At 50.5% G+C, this 19,968-nt stretch carries 22 protein-coding genes; 9 read left to right on the forward strand and 13 right to left on the reverse strand.

The features are described 5' to 3' along the window. Positions 1–57: 57 nt before the first annotated feature. Positions 58–1,614, forward strand: coding sequence for a succinylglutamate desuccinylase/aspartoacylase family protein (locus ACGHTT_RS05210; protein WP_390593945.1), 1,557 nt, complete (start codon positions 58–60; stop codon positions 1,612–1,614). Beyond that, the gene (locus tag ACGHTT_RS05215) at positions 1,604–3,154 is read left to right on the forward strand and encodes an alkaline phosphatase (RefSeq protein WP_390593946.1); all 1,551 of its coding nucleotides are present in this window, start codon (positions 1,604–1,606) and stop codon (positions 3,152–3,154) included. The genes ACGHTT_RS05210 and ACGHTT_RS05215 overlap by 11 nt, the downstream gene beginning before the upstream one ends. A 24-nt stretch (positions 3,155–3,178) precedes the next feature. On the opposite strand, the gene ACGHTT_RS05220 is transcribed toward ACGHTT_RS05215, so the two are convergent. Next, complete coding sequence (locus tag ACGHTT_RS05220) at positions 3,179–3,880, reverse strand: GGDEF domain-containing protein (RefSeq protein WP_390593948.1); 702 nt, start codon at positions 3,878–3,880, stop codon at positions 3,179–3,181. 163 nt (positions 3,881–4,043) lie between these two features. Between ACGHTT_RS05220 and ACGHTT_RS05225 the strand changes: the two genes are divergently transcribed. Then, positions 4,044–4,655 carry a hypothetical protein gene (locus ACGHTT_RS05225; protein ID WP_390593949.1) on the forward strand — a complete coding sequence of 204 codons (612 nt, stop codon included), beginning with the start codon at positions 4,044–4,046 and terminating at the stop codon, positions 4,653–4,655. Positions 4,656–4,685: 30 nt separating this feature from the next. Here the strand turns inward: ACGHTT_RS05225 and ACGHTT_RS05230 are convergent, their stop codons facing one another. After that, positions 4,686–5,489 carry a pirin family protein gene (locus ACGHTT_RS05230; RefSeq protein WP_390593950.1) on the reverse strand — a complete coding sequence of 268 codons (804 nt, stop codon included), beginning with the start codon at positions 5,487–5,489 and terminating at the stop codon, positions 4,686–4,688. Between the two features lie 33 nt (positions 5,490–5,522). Further along, the gene (locus ACGHTT_RS05235; RefSeq protein WP_390593952.1) at positions 5,523–6,095 is read right to left on the reverse strand and encodes an FMN-dependent NADH-azoreductase; all 573 of its coding nucleotides are present in this window, start codon (positions 6,093–6,095) and stop codon (positions 5,523–5,525) included. A gap of 115 nt (positions 6,096–6,210) precedes the next feature. Here ACGHTT_RS05235 and ACGHTT_RS05240 point away from each other — a divergent pair, with 115 nt between their 5' ends. From ACGHTT_RS05240 to ACGHTT_RS05255, 4 genes are all read left to right on the forward strand, one after another. After that, positions 6,211–7,119, forward strand: a complete 909-nt coding sequence (locus tag ACGHTT_RS05240; RefSeq protein WP_390593953.1) for a LysR substrate-binding domain-containing protein — start codon at positions 6,211–6,213, stop codon at positions 7,117–7,119. A 224-nt stretch (positions 7,120–7,343) separates the two neighbouring features. Then, positions 7,344–8,069 (forward strand): putative porin, encoded by a 726-nt coding sequence (locus ACGHTT_RS05245; protein ID WP_390593954.1) that lies wholly within the window; start codon positions 7,344–7,346, stop codon positions 8,067–8,069. A 142-nt stretch (positions 8,070–8,211) separates the two neighbouring features. Further along, complete coding sequence (locus ACGHTT_RS05250) at positions 8,212–9,408, forward strand: alkane 1-monooxygenase (protein WP_390593955.1); 1,197 nt, start codon at positions 8,212–8,214, stop codon at positions 9,406–9,408. Between the two features lie 17 nt (positions 9,409–9,425). Beyond that, positions 9,426–9,923: a DUF4124 domain-containing protein gene (locus ACGHTT_RS05255; protein WP_390593956.1), complete on the forward strand. Its 498-nt coding sequence runs from the start codon at positions 9,426–9,428 to the stop codon at positions 9,921–9,923. A gap of 91 nt (positions 9,924–10,014) precedes the next feature. Here ACGHTT_RS05255 and ACGHTT_RS05260 read toward each other — a convergent pair whose 3' ends face one another. Beyond that, positions 10,015–10,854, reverse strand: coding sequence for a choice-of-anchor L domain-containing protein (locus tag ACGHTT_RS05260; protein WP_390593957.1), 840 nt, complete (start codon positions 10,852–10,854; stop codon positions 10,015–10,017). Between the two features lie 250 nt (positions 10,855–11,104). Here ACGHTT_RS05260 and ACGHTT_RS05265 point away from each other — a divergent pair, with 250 nt between their 5' ends. Then, on the forward strand, positions 11,105–11,518 hold the full coding sequence (locus ACGHTT_RS05265; RefSeq protein ID WP_390593958.1) for a group II truncated hemoglobin: 414 nt from the start codon (positions 11,105–11,107) through the stop codon (positions 11,516–11,518). Between the two features lie 55 nt (positions 11,519–11,573). Here ACGHTT_RS05265 and ACGHTT_RS05270 read toward each other — a convergent pair whose 3' ends face one another. Genes ACGHTT_RS05270 through ACGHTT_RS05280 form a run of 3 tightly spaced genes read right to left on the reverse strand, consistent with a single transcriptional unit; the run spans position 11,574 to position 14,602 of the window. Then, a complete protein-coding gene (locus tag ACGHTT_RS05270) occupies positions 11,574–12,848 on the reverse strand; it encodes a DSD1 family PLP-dependent enzyme (protein ID WP_390593959.1) in 1,275 nt (424 codons plus the stop codon). Positions 12,849–12,869: 21 nt separating this feature from the next. Beyond that, positions 12,870–14,225 (reverse strand): D-arabinono-1,4-lactone oxidase, encoded by a 1,356-nt coding sequence (locus ACGHTT_RS05275; protein ID WP_390593960.1) that lies wholly within the window; start codon positions 14,223–14,225, stop codon positions 12,870–12,872. Continuing rightward, on the reverse strand, positions 14,222–14,602 hold the full coding sequence (locus ACGHTT_RS05280) for a c-type cytochrome (RefSeq protein WP_390593962.1): 381 nt from the start codon (positions 14,600–14,602) through the stop codon (positions 14,222–14,224). Before ACGHTT_RS05280 ends, ACGHTT_RS05275 begins: the two co-directional genes overlap by 4 nt. 323 nt (positions 14,603–14,925) lie before the next feature. Here ACGHTT_RS05280 and ACGHTT_RS05285 point away from each other — a divergent pair, with 323 nt between their 5' ends. Next, positions 14,926–15,621, forward strand: coding sequence for a hypothetical protein (locus ACGHTT_RS05285; RefSeq protein WP_390593963.1), 696 nt, complete (start codon positions 14,926–14,928; stop codon positions 15,619–15,621). Here the strand turns inward: ACGHTT_RS05285 and ACGHTT_RS05290 are convergent. Genes ACGHTT_RS05290 through mobB form a run of 6 tightly spaced genes read right to left on the reverse strand, consistent with a single transcriptional unit; the run spans position 15,618 to position 19,762 of the window. After that, a complete protein-coding gene (locus ACGHTT_RS05290) occupies positions 15,618–16,256 on the reverse strand; it encodes a TetR/AcrR family transcriptional regulator (RefSeq protein ID WP_390593964.1) in 639 nt (212 codons plus the stop codon). The two genes, ACGHTT_RS05285 and ACGHTT_RS05290, sit on opposite strands and share 4 nt — an antisense overlap. Next, positions 16,246–17,169: an MOSC domain-containing protein gene (locus ACGHTT_RS05295; RefSeq protein WP_390593965.1), complete on the reverse strand. Its 924-nt coding sequence runs from the start codon at positions 17,167–17,169 to the stop codon at positions 16,246–16,248. Before ACGHTT_RS05295 ends, ACGHTT_RS05290 begins: the two co-directional genes overlap by 11 nt. A gap of 43 nt (positions 17,170–17,212) precedes the next feature. Beyond that, entirely contained in the window at positions 17,213–17,521 is a 309-nt protein-coding gene (locus ACGHTT_RS05300) for a DUF1244 domain-containing protein (RefSeq protein WP_390593966.1), read from the reverse strand. Continuing rightward, positions 17,518–18,738 (reverse strand): gephyrin-like molybdotransferase Glp, encoded by a 1,221-nt coding sequence (gene glp / locus ACGHTT_RS05305; protein ID WP_390593968.1) that lies wholly within the window; start codon positions 18,736–18,738, stop codon positions 17,518–17,520. Before glp ends, ACGHTT_RS05300 begins: the two co-directional genes overlap by 4 nt. Further along, a complete protein-coding gene (gene moaB / locus ACGHTT_RS05310) occupies positions 18,735–19,250 on the reverse strand; it encodes a molybdenum cofactor biosynthesis protein B (RefSeq protein WP_390593970.1) in 516 nt (171 codons plus the stop codon). The genes glp and moaB overlap by 4 nt, the downstream gene beginning before the upstream one ends. Next, complete coding sequence (gene mobB / locus ACGHTT_RS05315; RefSeq protein ID WP_390593971.1) at positions 19,247–19,762, reverse strand: molybdopterin-guanine dinucleotide biosynthesis protein B; 516 nt, start codon at positions 19,760–19,762, stop codon at positions 19,247–19,249. Before mobB ends, moaB begins: the two co-directional genes overlap by 4 nt. Between the last annotated feature and the right edge of the window lie 206 nt (positions 19,763–19,968).

A 19,968-nucleotide genomic window follows, 5' to 3' on the forward strand; every position in this document is an offset into this window, starting at 1 on the left:
AGTTTTCCCTGCGGGCTATCACAATGGCACTTGGTAAATCAGCAGCCCCTTGGATATATGGCCATTCATCGTTTCCGCTTTGTAGCAGTCGTCTGCCTTGTTGTTTTTAGCCTTACGGTTTGGAGCCAAACGTCCGATGATGCCGCGTCGAAGCGTCATTATCAAACAGGACCCGTTGCGGGCGAATCGAGTCAGTCGGTAGATCAACCCTTGGAGGCCGAAGCCCCTGAGCCTGTCGTTGGCGAGCCAAGTCACGCGACAATTCAGCCCGTAAATAGTAAAGCGGCTCAAGTAGAGGCTGAGCATCAGGCGGCCGAATCACCCGCGCCCTATTCAACCGATGCCGCTAGTCCTACCGCGACCAACATTGATCTGAATGAAGTGATTGCGCCAACGCCTGGCAGTGTAATTTTTCCAGAGGACCTAGCGCCAGAGTCGAGTGCCGCAACCGCCTCCGGCGAGCAGGCGCAAGCGGTTGAAACAGCACTGTTAAGTACCGCCAATGTAGGGCAAAAGCCTAATAGTGTGCGTCGGCTTTTGGGTGTTGATGTGCCGCCGGCTACCACATCTCGATTGGATTGGACGCCCTCTAAATCTTTTGCGGGAATGGCGGTTGACACACCGGTTTTAGTCGCCAACGGCGCTTATGATGGCCCTACCTTGTGTTTAACCGCTGCAATTCATGGCGACGAACTAAACGGCATCGAGATGGTTCGGCGTGTTTTATATGACATTGATCCGAAGAAGTTACACGGCATGGTCGTCGGTGTCCCCATCGTTAACCTGTTGGGTTTTTCACGCAATTCGCGCTATTTACCCGATCGTCGAGATCTCAATCGCTATTTTCCGGGTAATGATCGCGGCAGTGTTGCCTCGCGCCTTGCGCATGCGTTTTTTACGGATGTTATTAAGCATTGCAACGCATTGGTTGATTTGCACACCGGCTCATTTTACCGAACCAATATTACCCAATTGCGCGCTGATATGAGCAAGCCTGCTGTGGCAGAATTTGCCGATTTATTTGGCGATATTCCCGTACTTAATACCAGTGGCAACGGTAGCTCTTTGCGAGCGGCTGCAGTCAGAGCTGGCATTCCTGCTGTTACCTTGGAGGCTGGCGAGCCCATGCGCATGCAGGTTGAAGTAGTGGAAGAAGGTGTTAAAGCCATCAACACGCTGTTGGAAAAAAACGGCATGTACCCCAGCTTTAGTTTGTGGGCAAAACCGTCGCCGGCATTTTATCGGTCTTCCTGGGTTAGGGCTAATTCCTCTGGTATTTTATTCAGTGCTGTAAAACTGGGCGGAAAGGTAAAAAAAGGTGATGTGTTGGGGCAGGTGATTAATCCTATCAGCAACGAGAAACGAGATATTATTTCGGCTCACGAAGGGCGTGTATTGGGCATGGCTCTGGATCAATTTGTGCTGCCTGGTTTTGCCGCTTATCACATTGGAATTTTACAGCCAAGGCGTCAGAAAAAAGCGGTCATGGAGGCGGCAGAGGTAGACGCTGATGACGACGATGAAGATGGCATGCTCGATAGAGAATTAAAACCCGCCACACTAGAAGCACCTAAGCCGATGACGCCGGAAGAAGAAGGTTTTGATGATGAATAAGTTCAGTCGCAGTGCGCTCTTGTGTCTAGTGCTTCCCTTAGCATCAGTAGTCTTAGCCGAATCACCAGAGTCATGGTATGCCGATGGCGAAGCCGCTATTGCTAAAGCGCTTGCGCTTAAACCCAACCAGACCAAGGCTAAAAATATCATTTTATTCGTGGGCGACGGCATGGGTATCTCCACGGTAACGGCCACTCGTATTTACGATGGTCAAAGCCGGGGCAGTAGCGGTGAAGAGAATTCCCTTGCTTGGGATGCATTGCCTTACACAGCCCTGTCTAAAACTTATAACACCAATCTTCAAACGCCAGATTCGGCGGGTACGATGAGTGCGATGATGACGGGTATTAAAACCGGCCATGGTTTGATCTCGGTCAATCAGAAAGTTCTACTCGGTCAATGTGCCAGCAGTAAGGGCAACCAAGTTGAAACTTTCTTGGAGCAAGCAGCGCAGCGCGGTATGGCCACCGGTATCGTGTCCACAGCGCGTATAACGCACGCCACACCTGCAGCAACTTATGCTCACGCGGCTGATCGCGATTGGGAGAATGATGCCGACTTGACCGAAGAAGCGCGTAAGAATGGTTGTAAGGATATAGCTCGGCAGTTGGTTGAATTTTCTGTGGGCGAAGGCCTCGATGTGATTTTGGGCGGCGGTCGCAGGAATTTTTTGCCGACAAGTGAGCAAGATCCTGAACATCCCGAAGTAACCGGTAAGCGCACCGACGGGCGCAACCTGATCGATGAGTGGCGAGCTAAAACGCAGGGTGAGTTTGTTTGGAATGGCGCGCAATTGGCAGTGTTGGAAAAAGCCAACAACCGAGCCAAACTTTTGGGTTTGTTTAGCCCATCGCATATGGCCTACGAACTCGATAGACCGCTAGAAAGGTATTCAGAACCGTCTTTAGCTGAAATGACTCAAATTGCTATTAATCGTTTAAAACGCAATAAAAAAGGCTACTTTTTGATGGTTGAGGGCGGCCGCATTGATCACGCTCATCACGCGGGTAATGCGGCGCGTGCGCTGGGCGATGGCAAGGCATTGAGCGACGCTGTGGCGAAAGCTTTAGCCTTAGTAGATTTAAAAGACACTTTGGTTATCGTTACTGCCGATCATAGCCATGTATTTACCATGGGTGGCTACCCTGCCCGCGGCAACCCAATTCTTGGCTTGGTTCATGGCCCCGATCAAAACGGTGTTCGCGCTACAATGCCAACATTGGCCGCGGATGGAAAGCCTTATACCACGCTTGGTTACATTAACGGTCCAGGTTATGCCGAGCAGGCAAGTTTAGCCGCGCGCGAAATTGCCGAGCCCAACCCCGGGCGGCATATACATCAAAAAGTTGATGTACAAAAAAAAGGTTTCTTTCAGGAATCATTAGTGCCGTTATCGTCTGAAACTCACGGTGGCGAAGACGTTGCGATCTATGCGGGTGGCCCTTGGGCACATTTATTTCACAGTACTCACGAGCAAAATTATATTTACCATGTGATGCGCTACGCTGCGGGCTTTAACTCGGCAGCGAACAGAAAATAGTCGAGTGTTTTGTCGTCTGTAGGTTTATTTTTTGGTTGTTTTTTTTGCTGGTTTTGGGGTTTTGCTCGGCATGCTAAATGCGGCAGCCAAGGCATCTTTTTCGTCCTGATTGATTTGCGCTAGGGCGTCGAAGTTTGTGGTCCCGTGCACAACTTTATTGCGCCCAGTTTGTTTTGCTTTGTATAACAGTGCGTCGGCTCGAGCAATAAACTCGTCGGCGCTTTCTGTACTATCAGATCGGTAGGTGTCTAGGCCTATGCTGGCGGTAAGATTAAGTGTCCCGCCCTTAATGTGTACGGGCGATGCTTGAATGCGCATGCGTATGCGTTCGGCGACATAGCGACCTGTAAACAAATCTGTACCTGGCAATATAACCACAAACTCTTCGCCTCCATAGCGGCAGGCAATATCTAAACGCCTTAGGTTATCAATTAATAACTTTGCTATATGTTTGAGGGCTAAGTTACCCACTTCATGGCCATGCTCATCATTTACTGATTTAAAAAAGTCGAGGTCGACAAACATCAAGCTGGTCGGGTTGTGCGAGCGTTGCGTGCGCTCCATTTCTTGTTTTAGCGCGTCGCGGAAATGACGCTGATTAAACAGTTCGGTCAGGCCATCGGTACGAGCAAGTTCTCTTAATGTAATCAATTCGGCAATGATAGGGCAGTTAGCTTCGCCCACAGGGCAGCTCGGTGTAGTGCAATTAGATGTTCCGTCGCTCATGCGCTTGCTACTAAGTCCAGAATTTGTTCGCTTAAGTGTAGGCTGAATGGGGCGCTAGAGGAAATAGTAGAGTGTGAAGGGACGCACTTTTGTCCGATATCTTTTTCTGGGGTTTGAGGTCAGAATGCCGGTTTCGGGTTGCTAATTAGTTAAGGATGAAGTGATGAAAACCTATTTTTTTGCGTTGTTAGTGCTGATAAGCCAAGTAAGTCTTGCCGATTCAAAGCTGACTAAGGCCGATCTTGAGGCCTATGTGGGTGCGATGGCTGGGTTTGATCAACTGTCAGAGAAGTACCCACAGGAAGTGGAGGCCATTGAGGCAAAAAGCGAGGGTTTCAAAATCACCGATGGTGGAGCGTCTTGGGCTAAGTCGATACGCAGTGCGCCGGCGTCTATGACGGGCGAAATTAAGGCCGTGTTGTCGGCTCATGGTTTCAGTGATATCGAGCAGTTTACCAGCAAGGCATCGCGCATTATGGTTGCCATGATTGCGGTACAAATGGATGGTATGGAAGTTGAAATGCGCGCTGCGGCTAAAGAAATGGAGAGCCAAGTGGCACAGTTCCGCGAACAGGGCTTGAGTGAAGAGATGATTGCGCAAATACAAAGCGGTATGGCCGAGGCAAGACGTGCGATGGATGAGGCCGAAAAAGCGCAAAAAATGGCCTCGGCCGACGACAAAGCGTTGATTAAAGCCAATTCTACCTGGCTTGAGGCGCAAATGGAGAGCTTCTCTGGGGCAGATGACGACAGTGATATGTACGACGCTGAATAGAGATTTAGCGCCTCTCCATGTCGGGGTGGCTTAACCAAGCTGCCCGTGTTGATAATCATCGAAGGCCTGATAGAGCTCTTCGCGTGTATTCATAACGAAGGGACCGTGTCGAGCAATGGGTTCGTTCAGCGGTTCGGCCGCAAAAATCATGGCCTTACCCTGACCGCTCAGTGTCAGGGTCTGCTCCTCTGTAAGCAGGGCTAGGTGTTGTGCGTCCACCCGCTTGTCTGCCACAGTCACATATCCCGCGTATACGTATAGCAGGGCTCTTTTGGGGAGCTCTAGACTGATTTCGCCAGCCAGATCTACATCTAATAGCTGAGGCTTCGACACGATATCGCTAATTGGTCCAGTTACGCCCTGCTGGTGTCCGGCCATCACTCTAACGGTTGAGTTACTAAATTTCAGGCTGGGAATTTCGTTGGCGCGAATATCTTGGTAGCGCGGCGCCATCATCTTATGTTGCGCGGGTAGGTTGACCCACAGCTGAAATCCCCACAGCCTACCCTGTTGCTGTTCAGGCATCTCGGAGTGAATGATGCCACTACCCGCCGTCATCCATTGCACGCCACCCGGCTCAATCACGCCTTCGTTACCGTGGCTATCCTTGTGGCGCATGCTGCCGGTGAGCATGATGGTCACCGTTTCAAAGCCCCTGTGCGGGTGGCTAGGAAAGCCCGCGAGGTAGTCCTTAGCTTCATCTGAGCGAATCTCGTCGAGCATCAGAAACGGGTTGGCCTCGGGTAGCAGATGGGTTCCAAGTGACCGGTATAAATTGACGCCAGCACCGTCGCTCGTGGGTTGGGCGGCGATGACCTTAATGACTCTTTTCACGGTGTATACCTCTTAGCTTTTTCAGATGGTAACTCAGGCTGCGCTTAATTGTGCTTGCGCGTCTGCTAGGGCCTCGGGTCTTTTGTCTGCCGAACTGAGTGTTTCAGCGTAAATAAACGAAACATCCTTTAAGCCAATGAACGCAAGAAACTGTTTCACAAAGGGCGCTTGGCTATCTTCCGGGGTATTGGCATAGGCACCGCCGCGAGTGGCGATAACCGTGACGGGTTTGCTTTTTAGTAGGCCTTGCGGGCCGTTGGCGGTGTATTGAAACGTCCGGCCCGCGCGCGCTAAGTGATCCATCCACGCTTTCACCTGCGAAGGTACGCCAAAATTGTACATAGGCAGGCCAATCACTATCTGGTCGGCAGCTTCAATTTCTGCAATCAGCGTGTTCGAGAGCGCCTGAATAGGTGCTTGTTGATCATCGGGTTGAGCCGCATTGATGGCGCCAAAGCGATGGGCATCTAGGTGCGGGATGGGCGAGCTGACCAGATTACGTTCAGTGACGTGGCTGGGTTGATGGTTTGTCAGCCAGTGGTCAATTAATTGGTTTGAGCTGGAGTTCTCGCCTAGGATGCTGGTTCTAATAATCAGTGCGTGCATAACAACCTCTATATTCATGTTTTTTGAACGTTTATTTACTATAAATACTGTGTTGATATATTAAAAACGGTATATTTTGAATTAATTGATCAAAAAATTTGAGGTTAGGTGTTTTGTGCTCACATTAGAGGCGTTATCGGTGCTCGATGCCATCGACCGAAAAGGCAGTTTTGCCGCCGCAGCGCTTGAGCTGCATAAAGTTCCCTCGGCATTGTCCTATACGGTTAAACAGTTGGAGTCCTATTTGGCTTTGTCGTTGTTTGATCGGTCTGGGCAAAAGGCGGTACTGACTGCTGAGGGGCGCATGGTGTTAAAGCAGGGGCGTGAATTGCTTCAAGGTGCTGAGTTGTTAACTAATAAGGCGCGTCTGGTGGCGACAGGTTGGGAGCCGAGTCTGCGCATTGCCGTCGACTCCATTTTACCGATGGCGCCACTTTGGCCCTTGGTGAATACCTTGTCGCACCTGAACCCGTCCATGGAGATTGAGGTGCGAGAAGAGGCTCTCACTGGTTGTTGGGAGGCCTTGGCCGAACGGCGCGTCGATTTGCTGGTGGGTGTTTCAGATACCGAGCTCGCAGGTTTGAAAATTGCCAAAAGATCGCTGGGGGATTTGTCATTTCAACTCGTTTGCGGCGCTGATCATCCGCTCGCAACTCAGTATGCTAACGGTGTTTTGGAGGCGGATTTGAAGTCTTACGCGCAAATTGTGTTGCGCGACAGTGCAAGGCATTTGGCGCGGCGCTCCGTCGGTTTGTATCAGGTAAGGCGGCAAATTTTGGTCGACCATTATTATGCCAAAGAGCAAGCTATCCTAGCTGGCCTAGGCTTTGGGTTTCTACCGAAACGACGGATTGATCACTTTCTTGAGGATGGTCGTTTGATCGCATTGTCGGCGATAAAGCCTGAGTTTACCTCGCCCCTTTATTTAGCTTGGCGCGCTGATCATTCAGGAAGGGGGGTCAGCTGGTTGGTTGAGCATATGCTTAGCGAGCGCGCGTATAAGGATTATTTGGTTGACAACTAAGTTCCAAATATTTTCGCGTTGGTCGCGCGTTGGCAGTGAAGTAATTAAATAAATATAACGCAAAGAAAAATATGCGTATCGCTAACCATGTACGACTGTACTGCTTTTGTATAAATAATTTGGCTTGCATCGCCGCTTTAGTCGCAACACCTTTTCTTCCTGATAAAACTCCATTACCATGCCGCGCGTCCAATCATGGCGATTTATTTAAAAGGAGTTTTTCTATGCGTATTCTTCGCAAGTTACTGCCACTCGTGTGTGTTGCTACTTTACCAACCATGGCTATTGCCCAAGATTATCAGTGGGAATTGTCCGCTGCTTATACAACTGAAGATGAATCAGAGGTTGATGCTATCAATGTTGCGGGTACCTACCATTGGCAGCAAGTTTCTACCCAAGGCCACCCTTTGGCTGAAGCAGCGTTTTTAGAAAACGTTGGTGGTTTGTCGTTGAACTATTTGACTATCGATACCCCTTTTGGCGATGCTGATGCGTGGAATGTGTCTGCAGATTACTACTTCGATAGTGGTTTATATTTGGCCGGCCGTTACACCACGCCTGATGAAGGTGATGATACCTTTGGTGCGTCAATCGGCTTCAAGCCCGTAAATGGTTTGTTGTTAGCGTTAGATGCCGACGACAATGGCGATGATATCGATTACGCCGGTCGCGTAAAGTATGTTGCTAAGCTGGCTGGTGAGTCTGCATTCGGCTTAGACGCTGTGATTGCAGAAGACACTTACACCCTTGGCGGTGATTACTACTTCAACTCAGCGTTTAACCTTGGCGCCAATGTTGTTGTTTATGATGAAGCTGATTCAAGCGTGCTGAATTTAGAAGCCAAGTACTTCTTCGCACCGAACGTTTGGGCTTCTGCAACCTACGGCACGGACGTTTCCGGCGACGCTGACCTATCTGTTTGGGGCTTGGCCGCAGGCGTGCGTTTCTAATGTTTTAAAGCTGTCTCCTCATTTCAGGCCGGACATCTTCCGGCCTTTTTTATGCGCCACAATAACCCTCTATCTAGCTAAAGTTGCCTTAGTGCTGGTTTTAAACGATGATCGAACGGTCATGGCATGCGAGGATGCAACAGTGAATTGGCTAAATCCAACTTATTCTGCGAAGGATGAGCAAGGCGAAGCGGTGAGTTACCGCGACGGCAAGCGTCTGGCGTGGGCGTGGTCCGTCATCAACCCATTTTTTGCGTGGATTGGTATAGGCTTGTACACCTTAACCGATCACGTCTGGCTATTGTGGTTCCCCATTGTGCAAGGTTATGTTTTATTCCCTTTGCTGGACATGCTTATCGGTGAAGACACCAATAACCCCCCGGAAATACTCGTGCCGCAGCTCGAGGCGGATCGTTACTATCGCTGGCTGACCTATCTTGTTGTGCCCATGCATTACGTTGTGTTTATCGGCGCTGCTGTTTGGTTGGCGCGTGCCGATCTACCTTGGCATGGTTATTTGGCGGTGAGTATTACCTTGGGTTTAGCGGCTGGCCTCGGTATCAATACTGGCCACGAATTGGGGCACAAGCCACGCAAACTCGACAGATGGCTAGCTAAGTTTGTCTTGGCGGTGCCTTTTTACGGCCATTTTTGGATCGAACACAATCGCGGACATCACCGACAGGTTTCTACCCCAGAGGATGTAGCGTCGTCGCGCATGGGAGAAAACATCTATCGCTTTGCGCTGCGCGAAATTCCCGGTGCTTGTAAGCGTGCTTGGTTACTAGAAAAAGGTCGTTTAGAGCGGCGAGGAAAATCTGTATGGAGTCGGGATAATGACATTCTGCACTCCTATGCGATATCGATAGTCTTGCAGGGCGGTATATTAATTGGCTTGGGGTGGCAAATGTTGCCCTTTCTTGTCATTCACAATGTTTTGGCGTGGTGGCAATTAACCAGCGCTAACTATATAGAGCACTATGGTTTGTTACGGGAAAAATTACCCAACGGGAAATATGAGCCCTGTGCGCCTTATCATTCGTGGAACTCCAATCATAAACTGACCAACCAAATTCTGTTTCATCTACAACGTCACAGCGATCATCACGCTAACATGTCGCGCGCCTACCAATCGCTGCGAGATTTTCCTGATTTACCGCGTTTACCGAATGGGTATTACGGTATGTTTTTAGTGGCTTATGTGCCGCCGTTATGGTTTAGCGTAATGGATAAAAGACTGTTGGCGTTGAAGCATATTCAGGGTGACTTGAGCAAGGTCAATGTCGATCCAGAAAAGCGCGCTGCCATTGAGTTAAAATACGGCGCCGAGCGCGGTTGATAAGTTGGTTTGTGATAATGGCTAAATGGGTTTTAAAAAGTTTACTCAGTATGGTGTTAATGTTTTGTGTCAGTGGTTATGCGCTGTACATGACAACGGGCCAAGCGCCATGGAGCTTATTGGGGCATTCGTCGGCGGGAGGTTTTTTCTACTCACTCTTACCCGAGGTTGAAATAGATCAGGCTAAGCAGGCTGTGCAGCAAGGTTTAGGCAGTGTTGAGCACACCGTTAATCAGTTCGTGCCCAGTGATGGGTGGGGGGCTGAACAAAAAGCCAGTATGAGTGATACGACAGAAATTTACCGTTGGGTTGATGATCAAGGTGTTACGCATTTCAGTGAAACGCCGCCAGAAGGTGGCGTAAGTGACAAGCTAAAATTGGCGCCACTGGCGAACGTTATACCTGCACAAAAGCCGGTAGATAAGGTGCCTGAACAAGACAAAATACTGCAGTCTCTGCGCGAGAATATCGAGCAGCAAGAGGCTGAAAAAGCACGTATATTAAATGAGTTGTAAATAAGTGGGGCGAGGAATAGGGATGATGGAATCGAAATAAAAGCACCTAGCGCAAGGCTAGGCACTTTTATAGCAGGCGCTAAGTGATCAACTATTCAGCCTTATTGGTGCGTCGTCTCGCCCAGCCTAAGCCAATCAAGCCAAAGGACAAGAGTAACAGTGAGCCTGGTTCTGGCACGTCAACCGGCGTGTTAGAGAAGGAAGACGCCTGAATGAAAATACCTGAATCTAGAATGTAGTCGCTGCCATCGGCTATGGCGAATTTCATTGTGTGCACGCCGCTAGACATTCCCTTCAGTGCAACGTTAAACGCCTTGGTGAAACCATCGTACTGCAGGTTGTAGGTGCCTGACTCATTGTCATTGTAATAGCTGGCGTTGCTGCCATTGTTAACATTATTAATGGCAATGGGGGTTAGGTCAGGTAATAACGCCACGTTAATACCGTCGACATAAAGTGCAAATATGTCGTTGAACTGTGAGTTCACATATTCATTGTATTCTTCCGAGGCGAATATGAAGTTGAAGTACAAGTCGCCGCCTAAGCCGCCATCAAATTCGAAATCGAAACTCAATGTTGTGGCATCCAAGGTTGGGTAACCAGAGAGCGCTGATAAGTCAGTATCACCTGCAAAACCGTTATTGGTGCTTAAGCCAGAGTTGTTGTTAGGCCCAACGGCACCGGCAGCGCTGCCGGTTGTGAGTAGTACGCCGGTGTCAAATCCTAAGCCAGAGCTTAGGCCGTCTGTAAAAAATCCCGACGCACCATTTGCACCGACATAGCTAATGTTGGAGACAGAAATTCCGCTGCCAACGATATCACCAGCGAGCAGTGCACCGTCGTTTTCAGGCGTTACAACCAGCGCGCTGGCGGTGTGGCAGAAAAATGCAGTGGACGTTAAGCCGAGGGCGAGTAGAGTATTCCTTTTCATATCAATTTCCTTATTGATAATTTTTTCATAGATGAATGGCTTGCAAAACTATTTTCCAAGCTGTCGACATTCAGCAAGTATCGTGCCAGTTTTATTTGGGCGGCATTCTGTACGTTTTTTTGGGAGGTTTTCTATCTGCGAGCTACCAAATGGTTTGCTCTAGTGCTAACTCATTAAAATTTCCATCACCTTGCTAGCCTCATAATCCCAACGTATGATGCAGCCCCAGTTTTTTTAAAAGGCGCGCTCGGTGATCACTGCAAAAAAGCCCTATGGACTCATGGATAACTCATTTATTTCCGCTGGCGGTTATGAAGGTGTTAAGCAGCTTGTCGGAATTTTTTACGACATCATGGCAAGCATTTCCGAAGCGAAAGACATTCACGAGATGCACACCGATGAACAGCTAATTCGGCGGGATAAGTTAACTCGGTTTTTGTGCGGCTGGTTGGGTGGTCCGCGCTTATTTTCAGAAACCTACGGGCCCATTAATATTCCCAAAGTGCACAGCCATCTACGGGTAACCGAAGTCGAGCGCGATGCGTGGTTGTTGTGTATGGAGAAGGCCCTAGCGCAAATGCCTTATGAGGCCGATTTCAAGGTGTATTTGCTCGATCAGTTGCGCATCCCAGCCGAAAGAATTAGGCAAACCGCACAAGGGTAGTCTTTAGTCTATTTTTTTTGCGCGCCTACTCATTAATGCCGTATCGATTTACGCCTCAGCTATTGGCGAATACGGACCAGCGCTCGACTATTTTCTCACCATCGTAAAGCGCAATGTCGCCAAACTGTAAAAACACGAATTCGCTTTGATTGGGTCTGAGGAAAATCCAATCATCGGCTGCGAGCGCGATAGTGGTCGAGCCGTTGAGCATTTCTTGATTCGTGGAACGACCGTAGAGGTTGTTGTTCGTTAAACCTTTCGGCGACGTGGGTGTGGCCTTCCAGTAACCACCATAAGTAAAAAAGCTTTGGGCTTTATTGGGGTTCCACAGCGCTTGAGCTTTACCGAGGTCGATACCGGGAATTTGCGTTGACATTGCTTGCTTGAGAATGGGTGTGGCGATATAGCTGGCGGGGCTATGGTCGGCCAGGCTAGCTAAATCAAAGTCTTGCGGTTTGACTAAACAAGAGCCTGCACTGAGCTCATTAAAGGGGAAGCTGCCTTGGCTGTAGAGTTGGTAGGTGGGGCTGCCGCCGCAATTTAAAGTTAGCGCCGCCACCCGTTCTGCACCTAATTTGGCAATCAGTAAATCTACCGCTGCTCGATAGCGTTGCATGGCTTTATCTCGCCAGTAGCTAGCGCTGCCGGGCAATTTTGCGATATGGGGTTCATAGCCCATTAAACCACCCAAGGCTAGGAGTGGATCGGCTTCTATTTGATCGACCATTGCTGACAAGGTGTTCTTGTCTGTGACACCGCCGCGATGTAAACCCACATCTATTTCAATATTGATGCGCATGATTTGGTTGTTGCTGTGCGCTAGCGCTTGGTATTGATTCAGCCTGGCAGGGGTATCGATTAACCACTGCAGTTGTAGGCTTGGATCAAAGGTGCTGGTGGCGTGATCGTGTTGACGATAAAAATTTTCTGCGGCTTGCACCGGTATGGGTTTACCCATGAGTACGTCGGCGTTGGCAAAGGCGGTGGCAATTTGGTTGAGAAACGGTTGGTTGAATACCATAAGCCTCTGTGTATTGGTGGCTTTCATGACGTAGTTCAGCAGAGGGATTGAGGGCAATGATTTTGCCACTATGCGGTAGTGGTGTTGGGTTTGAATGTGGCGTTTCAATGTGGCGATATTTTCATCGAGTTTTTGTTTGTCGATGATGAGGCTAGGTGTTGCCAGTTGAGCGGCATTTAAGGCTGAACTGAGCTGTACAAAATAGGGGTTATGGTTTTCGCCTTTATCCGTTGGCCGCATTAACCAGAGTGCGCCGGCCCCAGCGACTGAGGCTAACAATAAATGTCTGCGCGAGAGCTTCTGGCCCATGTGTGTTCCTCTGGCTCGATGTTAGCCAAACAGCTGATGTAAATAGGGGTTGAGAAATTTGTTGTGTGGATCGACAGCCTTTCTTACTGCTAAAAAATTTTGCCAGTTCGGGTAGAGAGCCTTAAAGTCTTTACCGTTTAAGGTGTTGATTTTGCCCCAGTGTGGACGCCCGCCGTACTTTTTAAATATTGGCTCGATAGCAGCGAAATAGGGGCGGTAGTCCTCATTAAAATAGCGGTGTACGGCAATTGAAATAGTGTCGCGTTGATAAAAGGGGCTCAGCCAAATGTCATCGCCTTTGACGAAGCGCACCTCGATGGGAAAAAACACCTCGGAGAAGTTTTTCTCTAACACCTGCCTGATTTCAGCGACGGCTTTTAAGCCCTCGCTGCGCGGTAAATGGTATTCCATTTCGTTAAAGCGCACGTTGCGTTCGAGCGTATAATTCTCCCAGCTCGCGGCAATGCTGATTTCTTTGTCTATGGTTTTCATATAGCTCGACAGCACAAGCTCGCGTATTTTTGGACTGAAGCCAAGCCAGTCGCGGATATCTTTTAAGGTTTCTGCGCCGTCGTTTTGATCTATTTTTTCCGTGCTGCTCACGGGGTCATCGGTGATGTTGTGTACATCGGTAAAGCCCATGCCGGAGAAGGGAATGTAATAAAACTCTACGTTTCGATTCTGCTCCGCTAAATTTTCAACTTTTTCTAAAATATCTTCGATTTTTAACCATTCGGTCTCGCGTTTGAGTTTGTAGGGTTTAACGTTGGCCAAGGTTAGCTCGGTGACAATACCCAGAGCGCCCAAATTAACGCGTGCGGCATTAAATAGCTCTGTGTTGGCGTTGGCATTACAGCGTAGAAGCTCACCATTGGCGCAGACTAATTGTAGGTCGGTGATAAAGCTGGAAAGGCAGCCGATGTGCGCACCGGTGCCGTGGGTTGCGGTGGCGAGTGCTCCGGCCAAGCTTTGCTCGTCGATATCCGGCATGTTAATTAATGCTTGGTTGGCACTGGCCAAGGCATCGCCTAAATCACCTAGGCGGGTGCCACCGGCGATTGTGGCGCGATCGCCTTCGGTACTTAAAACCCCCTTCAATCTCGATAAGGAGACGAGCGTGTCATCGGTGGGCACTAACGCCGAAAAGGAGTGGCCTGAACCCACTGGACGAACGGTGCCGGCGGCGGTTTTCACCAAAGTTTGTAGCTCCGCAACGGATGCCGGCGCAAAACGCTGTTGCGGTAGGCAAGTTTGCGAGCCAGACCAATTGCGCCAAGGAATAGGGCGGCTGGCGGCAATTAGCGGCATGGGTAGCGCCGAGAGGGTAGCGAGCTGCACCAGCTGTGTGAGTAGAGAGCGACGTTTTACGGGCTTCATGGTTGCGCGGCCTCGGCTGGCGTCGCCATAAAGTGAATGAGGGCCTCGAAGTCTTCCGCGTTGCAATCCATACACAGCCCGAGTGGCGGCATGCCGCCAAAACCGTCGATGACGTGGGTTAATAGCTGATCCATACCCTGTTCCAGTCTTGGCTGCCAGGCGTTGACGTCGCCGGTTAGTGGTGCTCGGCTGCCGGCATTAACGTGGCAGGCGTAGCAGCTGCGTTGGTACAGAGCCGCTAGATTGGCGTCTTTTGGCATCATCGAGCGCGGGTCTTGTGCACCAGTGGGCGCTGGCTCACCGCAGCCGAGCAGAAGTAGGCCGGTCAGAAGTGCGAGGGCTAGGCGTTTGATGCTGTCGCGCTGGCTTGAGTACATGGGTGGTCCATCCGTTGTGGTCGTGGATCTATCGTGTCAAAGCATTAAAGTTAGTTAATGCTAGCTTTTAAGGTTAAGTGATAGATTGATGATGGTCAAGCAGGATTTCTGAGGTGCTGTGATTGGCGCTTTTCTTTTCTGTCTTTTCGGAGCCTTTTTTGAGTGGTGTCAAAATCTTATGGCACGTACTTTTATGGTTGCGTTACTTGACGCTGGTGAGTGGCTATTACGGTGTTTGTGCCGCATTGAATTATCGAGGTTATTTCGTCGGCAAGGGTGTGCAAGGTATAGTGTGGCACTGTTGATTTTGTCCAGAGAAAACTATGACCAGTGCTTTTCCATTATTGTTAGACGCTTGGCGTTTCTTTAAACAACACCTCTGGGCCATTAGCTTGCTGATTATCCCTGTGATTATTCCACTCGAATTATTGAAGCTGTTGCTTGGATTGCGGGTGCAGAGCGCCGACATTGACGATGGCAACTTGTGGGCCGGGTTGGTGCTGGGTTTGCTATTTGCGCCGCTGTATCAGGGCGCATTGATTCATTTTATTGCGGCGCAATTACGCGGTGTCGATAGCAGTCTATCTCAGTGCTTTGCGTTGGGGTTGAAATATTGGCTGCCCTTGGCGCTGCTGTATTTGGTTACGGGTTTACTCAGTATTGTTGGCTTTTTGTTGCTTATTTTTCCTGGTTTTTTTCTGATGAGTCGATTTGCCTACGCTGATCTGTACTGTGTTTTAAACGGTATGGGGCCACAACAGGCGGTAGTCAAAAGTTGGCGAGAGAGTCGAGCCGATTTCGCTTTGTTGTTAACAGGGTTGGTGGTTATCTACAGTGCGGTGTTTGTGGTGAGCTTTGGTGTCAGCTCGTTTTTGCAAACGCTGAATGTTGGCCAGACACTGTCCACGGTATTAACCAGTGTCATTGAAGCGGTGCTGTCGGCTCTGTTCACACTGTTTGCATTTCGTGTTTTTAGTCAGTCCAGCGAGCGCTTTAGTATTGAAAAAACCTTGCACTAACGCAGAATTTTTCGCCAGTACATTTGCAGCATGTCGGTGGCTTCGTTTAGGGCGAAGTCGGTGGGCATGTCGGGATCTTCCAAGGCCAGCTCAATGGCGCTAGTGCCCATTTGCAGGATCAAGCGCATGCGACGTAGGTTGTCGGGGTGGGTATCGAGTTTTAGCGGTTGAGCCCAGTGTTCGGCCGCCCATTGGCTCATGGTGTAGTGAGATTCGAGCAGTACATCTTGCATTACCGGCAGCGCCCGCAAAGCGCGTAGCAGCGCTAGCCCGGCGGGCTCGTTCAAGGTGACATCCAGTGTCTGCTGCAATAACTCTCTTAAATTATCGATCAGCGTATTGGCATTGTCGGGTTTGAAGTATCGGCTCGACCAAGTCATGAGTACTTGGTTTTGCTTATCCATTAAGCGCGCGCCTAAGGTATAGAGTACGGCGTACTTGTTGGGGAAGTAGCGGTACAGTGCCGGCACGGTAATACCAGCGCGCTCGGCAATATTATTGGTGGAAATGGAGTCTACGCCGCGCTCTTCTAGTAGTTCAGCGGCCGCCCGTAAGATTCGTTCATAGGTTTCAATGGCACGGGCTTGCTGGGGTTTATTTTTTTCCAGCAAGGGCTTGGGGAGTTCACGATGCATCGTGCAATACCTGAAATTTGTCGCCTACTAATACCAGACAGGATTGTGCCTGTGCGAGATAAGCATTTTCGCCGAACGCCGCAGCTTTGGGGTTGGCAGGTTTGGCGCTTTCGCCCTTGCCATAGGCCGGCATACTGTTGATGCTGCGCAAGGTGATGTAGGGCTCCATGCTGGGGTGTTTTTCTGCGGTCATTTGATCGATGCTCGGCATCACGCAGCGCTCACAGGGATAGCCGAACCGAATGTTGTAGCCTTGGCCCATTAAACCGGCAAGCTTATGTTCCGCGAAGGCGGCAAGGCCGGTGATGACGATGTTGGGGCGAAAGCGATTCATCGGTACGGGTGTTTCGCCTTTTGCCGCGAGTGCGGCGTTTAGGGCATCGAGGCTGGCTTGATTGGCCATTAATAAGGGTGCCATGTCGGCGAAAACCGTGTGTGTTTGCTCGCCTAAATACTGAGGCTTAGACATGGGCCTAGGTTGGTTTGCTAGGCGCACCAAGCGCCACTTTTTTTGCCTCGTTACATTTTTTTCATTTACATGTTGCTCGCCTGAGTTCTTCTCATTTAAAGCCTCGCTGAGCCAAGCGCTAACAGCGTCGCCTTCGTCCAGCACTTGCACGTTATCGCCCCAGATCACTGCGCTAAACGGCGCGCCCTTGCCGGCGTATTCGCGTGCAATGGCGCATTCGCCGTGAGCACTTTTGAGAATCAGGTGGCTGTCTGTTAACTGTGTTTGAACAAGCGCCATGGTGGGCAGGCGGCGTTGGGTGACAAACTTATTATTGTCGTCGATGATCATCCAGCGGCGGTCGTCTTCTAGCCCGCGGATGTCGAGCTGAGCACGCTCTAGGCGAATACCTCGTAAGCTTTTAACCGGGTAAATGAACAAATCTGTGACGCAAATACTCATCATCGTCCCTGCTTTCAATGGTAATGGAGAGTGATGCTAACCTATGTTAGTCGTGTTTTTTGGCGAAAGCGGCAAGCTGTTCTGCGCTGGCAGTTTGTTGGTGCTTCTCTTTCCATTCGCTGTAGGGCATGCCGTAAATGCGTTCGCGTGCGGCTTCGTAATCAATGTTGATATTTTTCTCTTCAGCGGCACTCACATACCATTTGCTTAAACAGTTGCGACAAAAGCCGGCGAGGTTCATTAAATCGATATTTTGCGCATCTTTGCGCGCATCTAAATGGGCGAGCAGGCGTCGAAAAGCGGCCGCTTCTAACTCAATTTGTGTTTGTTGATCTAAATCTGAAATGTTGGTCATGAGAGTAGCTCACTGAATAAGAGGGTGGGAAGAAGGTCGCCTTCATTGACGCTAGTGTGGGGTGCCACTAACGCCAAGGCATTGGCCCAGACGGTGGACGACAACACGCCTGAGTTTTGATCTGGGTAGGCATCTAGGCTGGCGTTATTTTGCACCTGTACGCGCAAATACTCTTGCCGAACCTGAGACTTTTTACGGGTAAAATTGGCCCGCATGGGTACTATTAAGGGCTGGCTCGGGCTGCCTTGTAAAGTTTTAATAAAGGGTCGTACGAACAATAAAAACGTCACGAACACGGCGACTGGATTGCCCGGTAAACCAAAAAAAGGTGTACTGCCCACGTGACCAAAGGCCAGCGGTTTGCCGGGTTTTAAGGCCAGCTTCCACACGTCGAGTCGGCCTAGTTGTTCAACACAGGCTTTAACGTGATCCTCTTCGCCCACCGACACGCCACCAGTGCTGATGACGAGGTCGGCATTTGCCGCGGCGTGTTCGAGTGCACTAAGGGTTGCCGCGTGGCTATCTTCAATCACGTCGCAATAGCTAATATCAGCGCCCAGTTTGGTTAATAGCGCCCGCAACATGGGCTGATTGGAGTTGTAAATTTTACCCGCACTCAGCGCTTGGCCTGGGGCAAGGAGTTCGTCGCCGGTGGCTAAGATGGCAACGCGAAGAGGCCTGAGTACGTCGATCGACTGCGTGCCGATGGCGGCCAATAAACCGAGATCTTGCGGCGCGAGGCGATGGCCCTTGGTTAGGATGCGACCGCCCTTGGCGATATCCGAACCGGCAAGGCGAATGTTGTTGCCGAGTTCCAGTTCGGCAGGAAATTTTACCCTTTCGTTCTCTAGCGTGCAGACCTCTTGCATGGCCACGGCATTGGCACCAGGTGGTATGGGCGCGCCGGTGAATATGCGCGCACATGTGCCTGCTTGCAAGGGTGCAGCGGCTTGCCCGGCGGCTAGGCGCTGGCTAATGACGAGGCCGTGGTTCAGCGCTGCTGGGTTGCCTAAGTCGTTAATGTTTACGGCGTAGCCATCCATGGCGCTGTTATTTTCTGAGGGTACATCGATGCTGGAAAAGACATCCTGTGCCAAGGTTTTCCCCAGCGCTTGCTCGAGTGCCACAGCGTCAGTTTTCTGTGCGGGTACGGCCTGATGAAGAATGGCGGCTAGGGCATCGTCGATGCTGGTGAGCGTAGCCTTCTGGAGCTTCATGGTTGCTGTTTTTGTTGTAGTAGCGCGACGAAATTGCACGGTTTATGGCGCGCATCTAATTGTTGTTCTAGTACTTGCCAGCCGGTGTTGCAGGCATTGGTGGAACCGGGCAAACAAAAAATAACCGTGTAGTTGGCCAGCCCGGCCAGCGCGCGCGATTGCATGGTGGAGCTGCCGATGTCTTGGTAAGACACTTGCCGAAACAATTCGCCAAAGCCAGTAATTTCTTTATCGAGCAAGGGCGTGATGGCCTCGGGCGTGGAATCGCGCCCAGCAAAACCTGTGCCGCCGGTGACGAGAATGACATTGACGCTGGCGTCGGCAATCCAGGTCGAACAAGCGGCGCGAATTTGGTAAATGTCATCTTTAACGATGCGCTTTTGTACCAGCTTGTGGCCCGCTTCCGTAAGGCGCTCGATGAGTGCTTGGCCCGAGCTGTCGGTGGCGTCAGTGCGCGTGTCGGAGACGGTCAGTACGGCAATATTAAGTGCAACAAATGCGGTTGAGGTCATGCCGTTAATCCTGTGTGTGCGATGACAAAATTGGCAATGGCGTCTATGTCATTGAGGTCTAAGCGCGGCCCTTGGCAGCCGTAGTCTGCTGGCTTCAGTTCGGCGCTATCGGTGGCGATGGCGAGCAAATTTTCCACCGCATCGGGCAGAGACGAGCGATTGTTTTGCGCGCGAATCACTTGAATTTTTGGGTGCTTGGCCAGTTTAAAGCCCTCGATGATGACAATGTCTACTGGGCTTAAATGGGGCAGTAAATCGTCTAGTTCGGGCTCGGCTTCTTCCCGCAATTCGTGCATCAAGGCCCAGCGCTTGCCTGAGGCCAACAAGACCTCGCTGGCACCGGCCTCTCGGTGTTTAAAACTGTCCCGCCCTGGTTGGTCTATATCGCAGGTGTGGTGTGCATGTTTGATGGTAGATACGCGAAAGCCGCGCTCGCATAAAGCCGCCACAAGTTGGGTAACTAAGGTGGTTTTACCGCTGTTTTTCCAGCCAGTGATACCGAAAACTTTCATTGCCTAGGTCGTCAGTTAGAAATTGCTTAGGTGGTGAAGGTGGATCTTACCAGATTCTGTCGAGGCCATAGGCCGCTGGTTGTGCCTGTTGGGTAGGATTGAGGGTGACTTATGCCCAGCTTTGCAGGTTTTCGGCGCCGGCCACTTGCTGGTAGTCACTAAAGCAGCGACAGGCCGGGGTGTCACAGCCGCTCGCCGCTCAAGCC

It is taken from the genome of Simiduia litorea (genome assembly GCF_042853465.1).
Lineage (GTDB): Bacteria > Pseudomonadota > Gammaproteobacteria > Pseudomonadales > Cellvibrionaceae > Simiduia > Simiduia litorea.

Coding starts and splice junctions, on each gene's coding strand:
- ACGHTT_RS05210 (WP_390593945.1), top strand. CDS start 58: ATGGCCATTCATCGTTTCCGCTTTGTAGCAGTCGTCTGCCTTGTTGTT.
- ACGHTT_RS05215 (WP_390593946.1), top strand. CDS start 1,604: ATGATGAATAAGTTCAGTCGCAGTGCGCTCTTGTGTCTAGTGCTTCCC.
- ACGHTT_RS05220 (WP_390593948.1), bottom strand. CDS start 3,880: ATGAGCGACGGAACATCTAATTGCACTACACCGAGCTGCCCTGTGGGC.
- ACGHTT_RS05225 (WP_390593949.1), top strand. CDS start 4,044: ATGAAAACCTATTTTTTTGCGTTGTTAGTGCTGATAAGCCAAGTAAGT.
- ACGHTT_RS05235 (WP_390593952.1), bottom strand. CDS start 6,095: ATGCACGCACTGATTATTAGAACCAGCATCCTAGGCGAGAACTCCAGC.
- ACGHTT_RS05245 (WP_390593954.1), top strand. CDS start 7,344: ATGCGTATTCTTCGCAAGTTACTGCCACTCGTGTGTGTTGCTACTTTA.
- ACGHTT_RS05255 (WP_390593956.1), top strand. CDS start 9,426: ATGGCTAAATGGGTTTTAAAAAGTTTACTCAGTATGGTGTTAATGTTT.
- ACGHTT_RS05260 (WP_390593957.1), bottom strand. CDS start 10,854: ATGAAAAGGAATACTCTACTCGCCCTCGGCTTAACGTCCACTGCATTT.
- ACGHTT_RS05270 (WP_390593959.1), bottom strand. CDS start 12,848: ATGGGCCAGAAGCTCTCGCGCAGACATTTATTGTTAGCCTCAGTCGCT.
- ACGHTT_RS05275 (WP_390593960.1), bottom strand. CDS start 14,225: ATGAAGCCCGTAAAACGTCGCTCTCTACTCACACAGCTGGTGCAGCTC.
- ACGHTT_RS05280 (WP_390593962.1), bottom strand. CDS start 14,602: ATGTACTCAAGCCAGCGCGACAGCATCAAACGCCTAGCCCTCGCACTT.
- ACGHTT_RS05285 (WP_390593963.1), top strand. CDS start 14,926: ATGACCAGTGCTTTTCCATTATTGTTAGACGCTTGGCGTTTCTTTAAA.
- ACGHTT_RS05290 (WP_390593964.1), bottom strand. CDS start 16,256: ATGCATCGTGAACTCCCCAAGCCCTTGCTGGAAAAAAATAAACCCCAG.
- ACGHTT_RS05295 (WP_390593965.1), bottom strand. CDS start 17,169: ATGATGAGTATTTGCGTCACAGATTTGTTCATTTACCCGGTTAAAAGC.
- ACGHTT_RS05300 (WP_390593966.1), bottom strand. CDS start 17,521: ATGACCAACATTTCAGATTTAGATCAACAAACACAAATTGAGTTAGAA.
- glp (WP_390593968.1), bottom strand. CDS start 18,738: ATGAAGCTCCAGAAGGCTACGCTCACCAGCATCGACGATGCCCTAGCC.
- moaB (WP_390593970.1), bottom strand. CDS start 19,250: ATGACCTCAACCGCATTTGTTGCACTTAATATTGCCGTACTGACCGTC.
- mobB (WP_390593971.1), bottom strand. CDS start 19,762: ATGAAAGTTTTCGGTATCACTGGCTGGAAAAACAGCGGTAAAACCACC.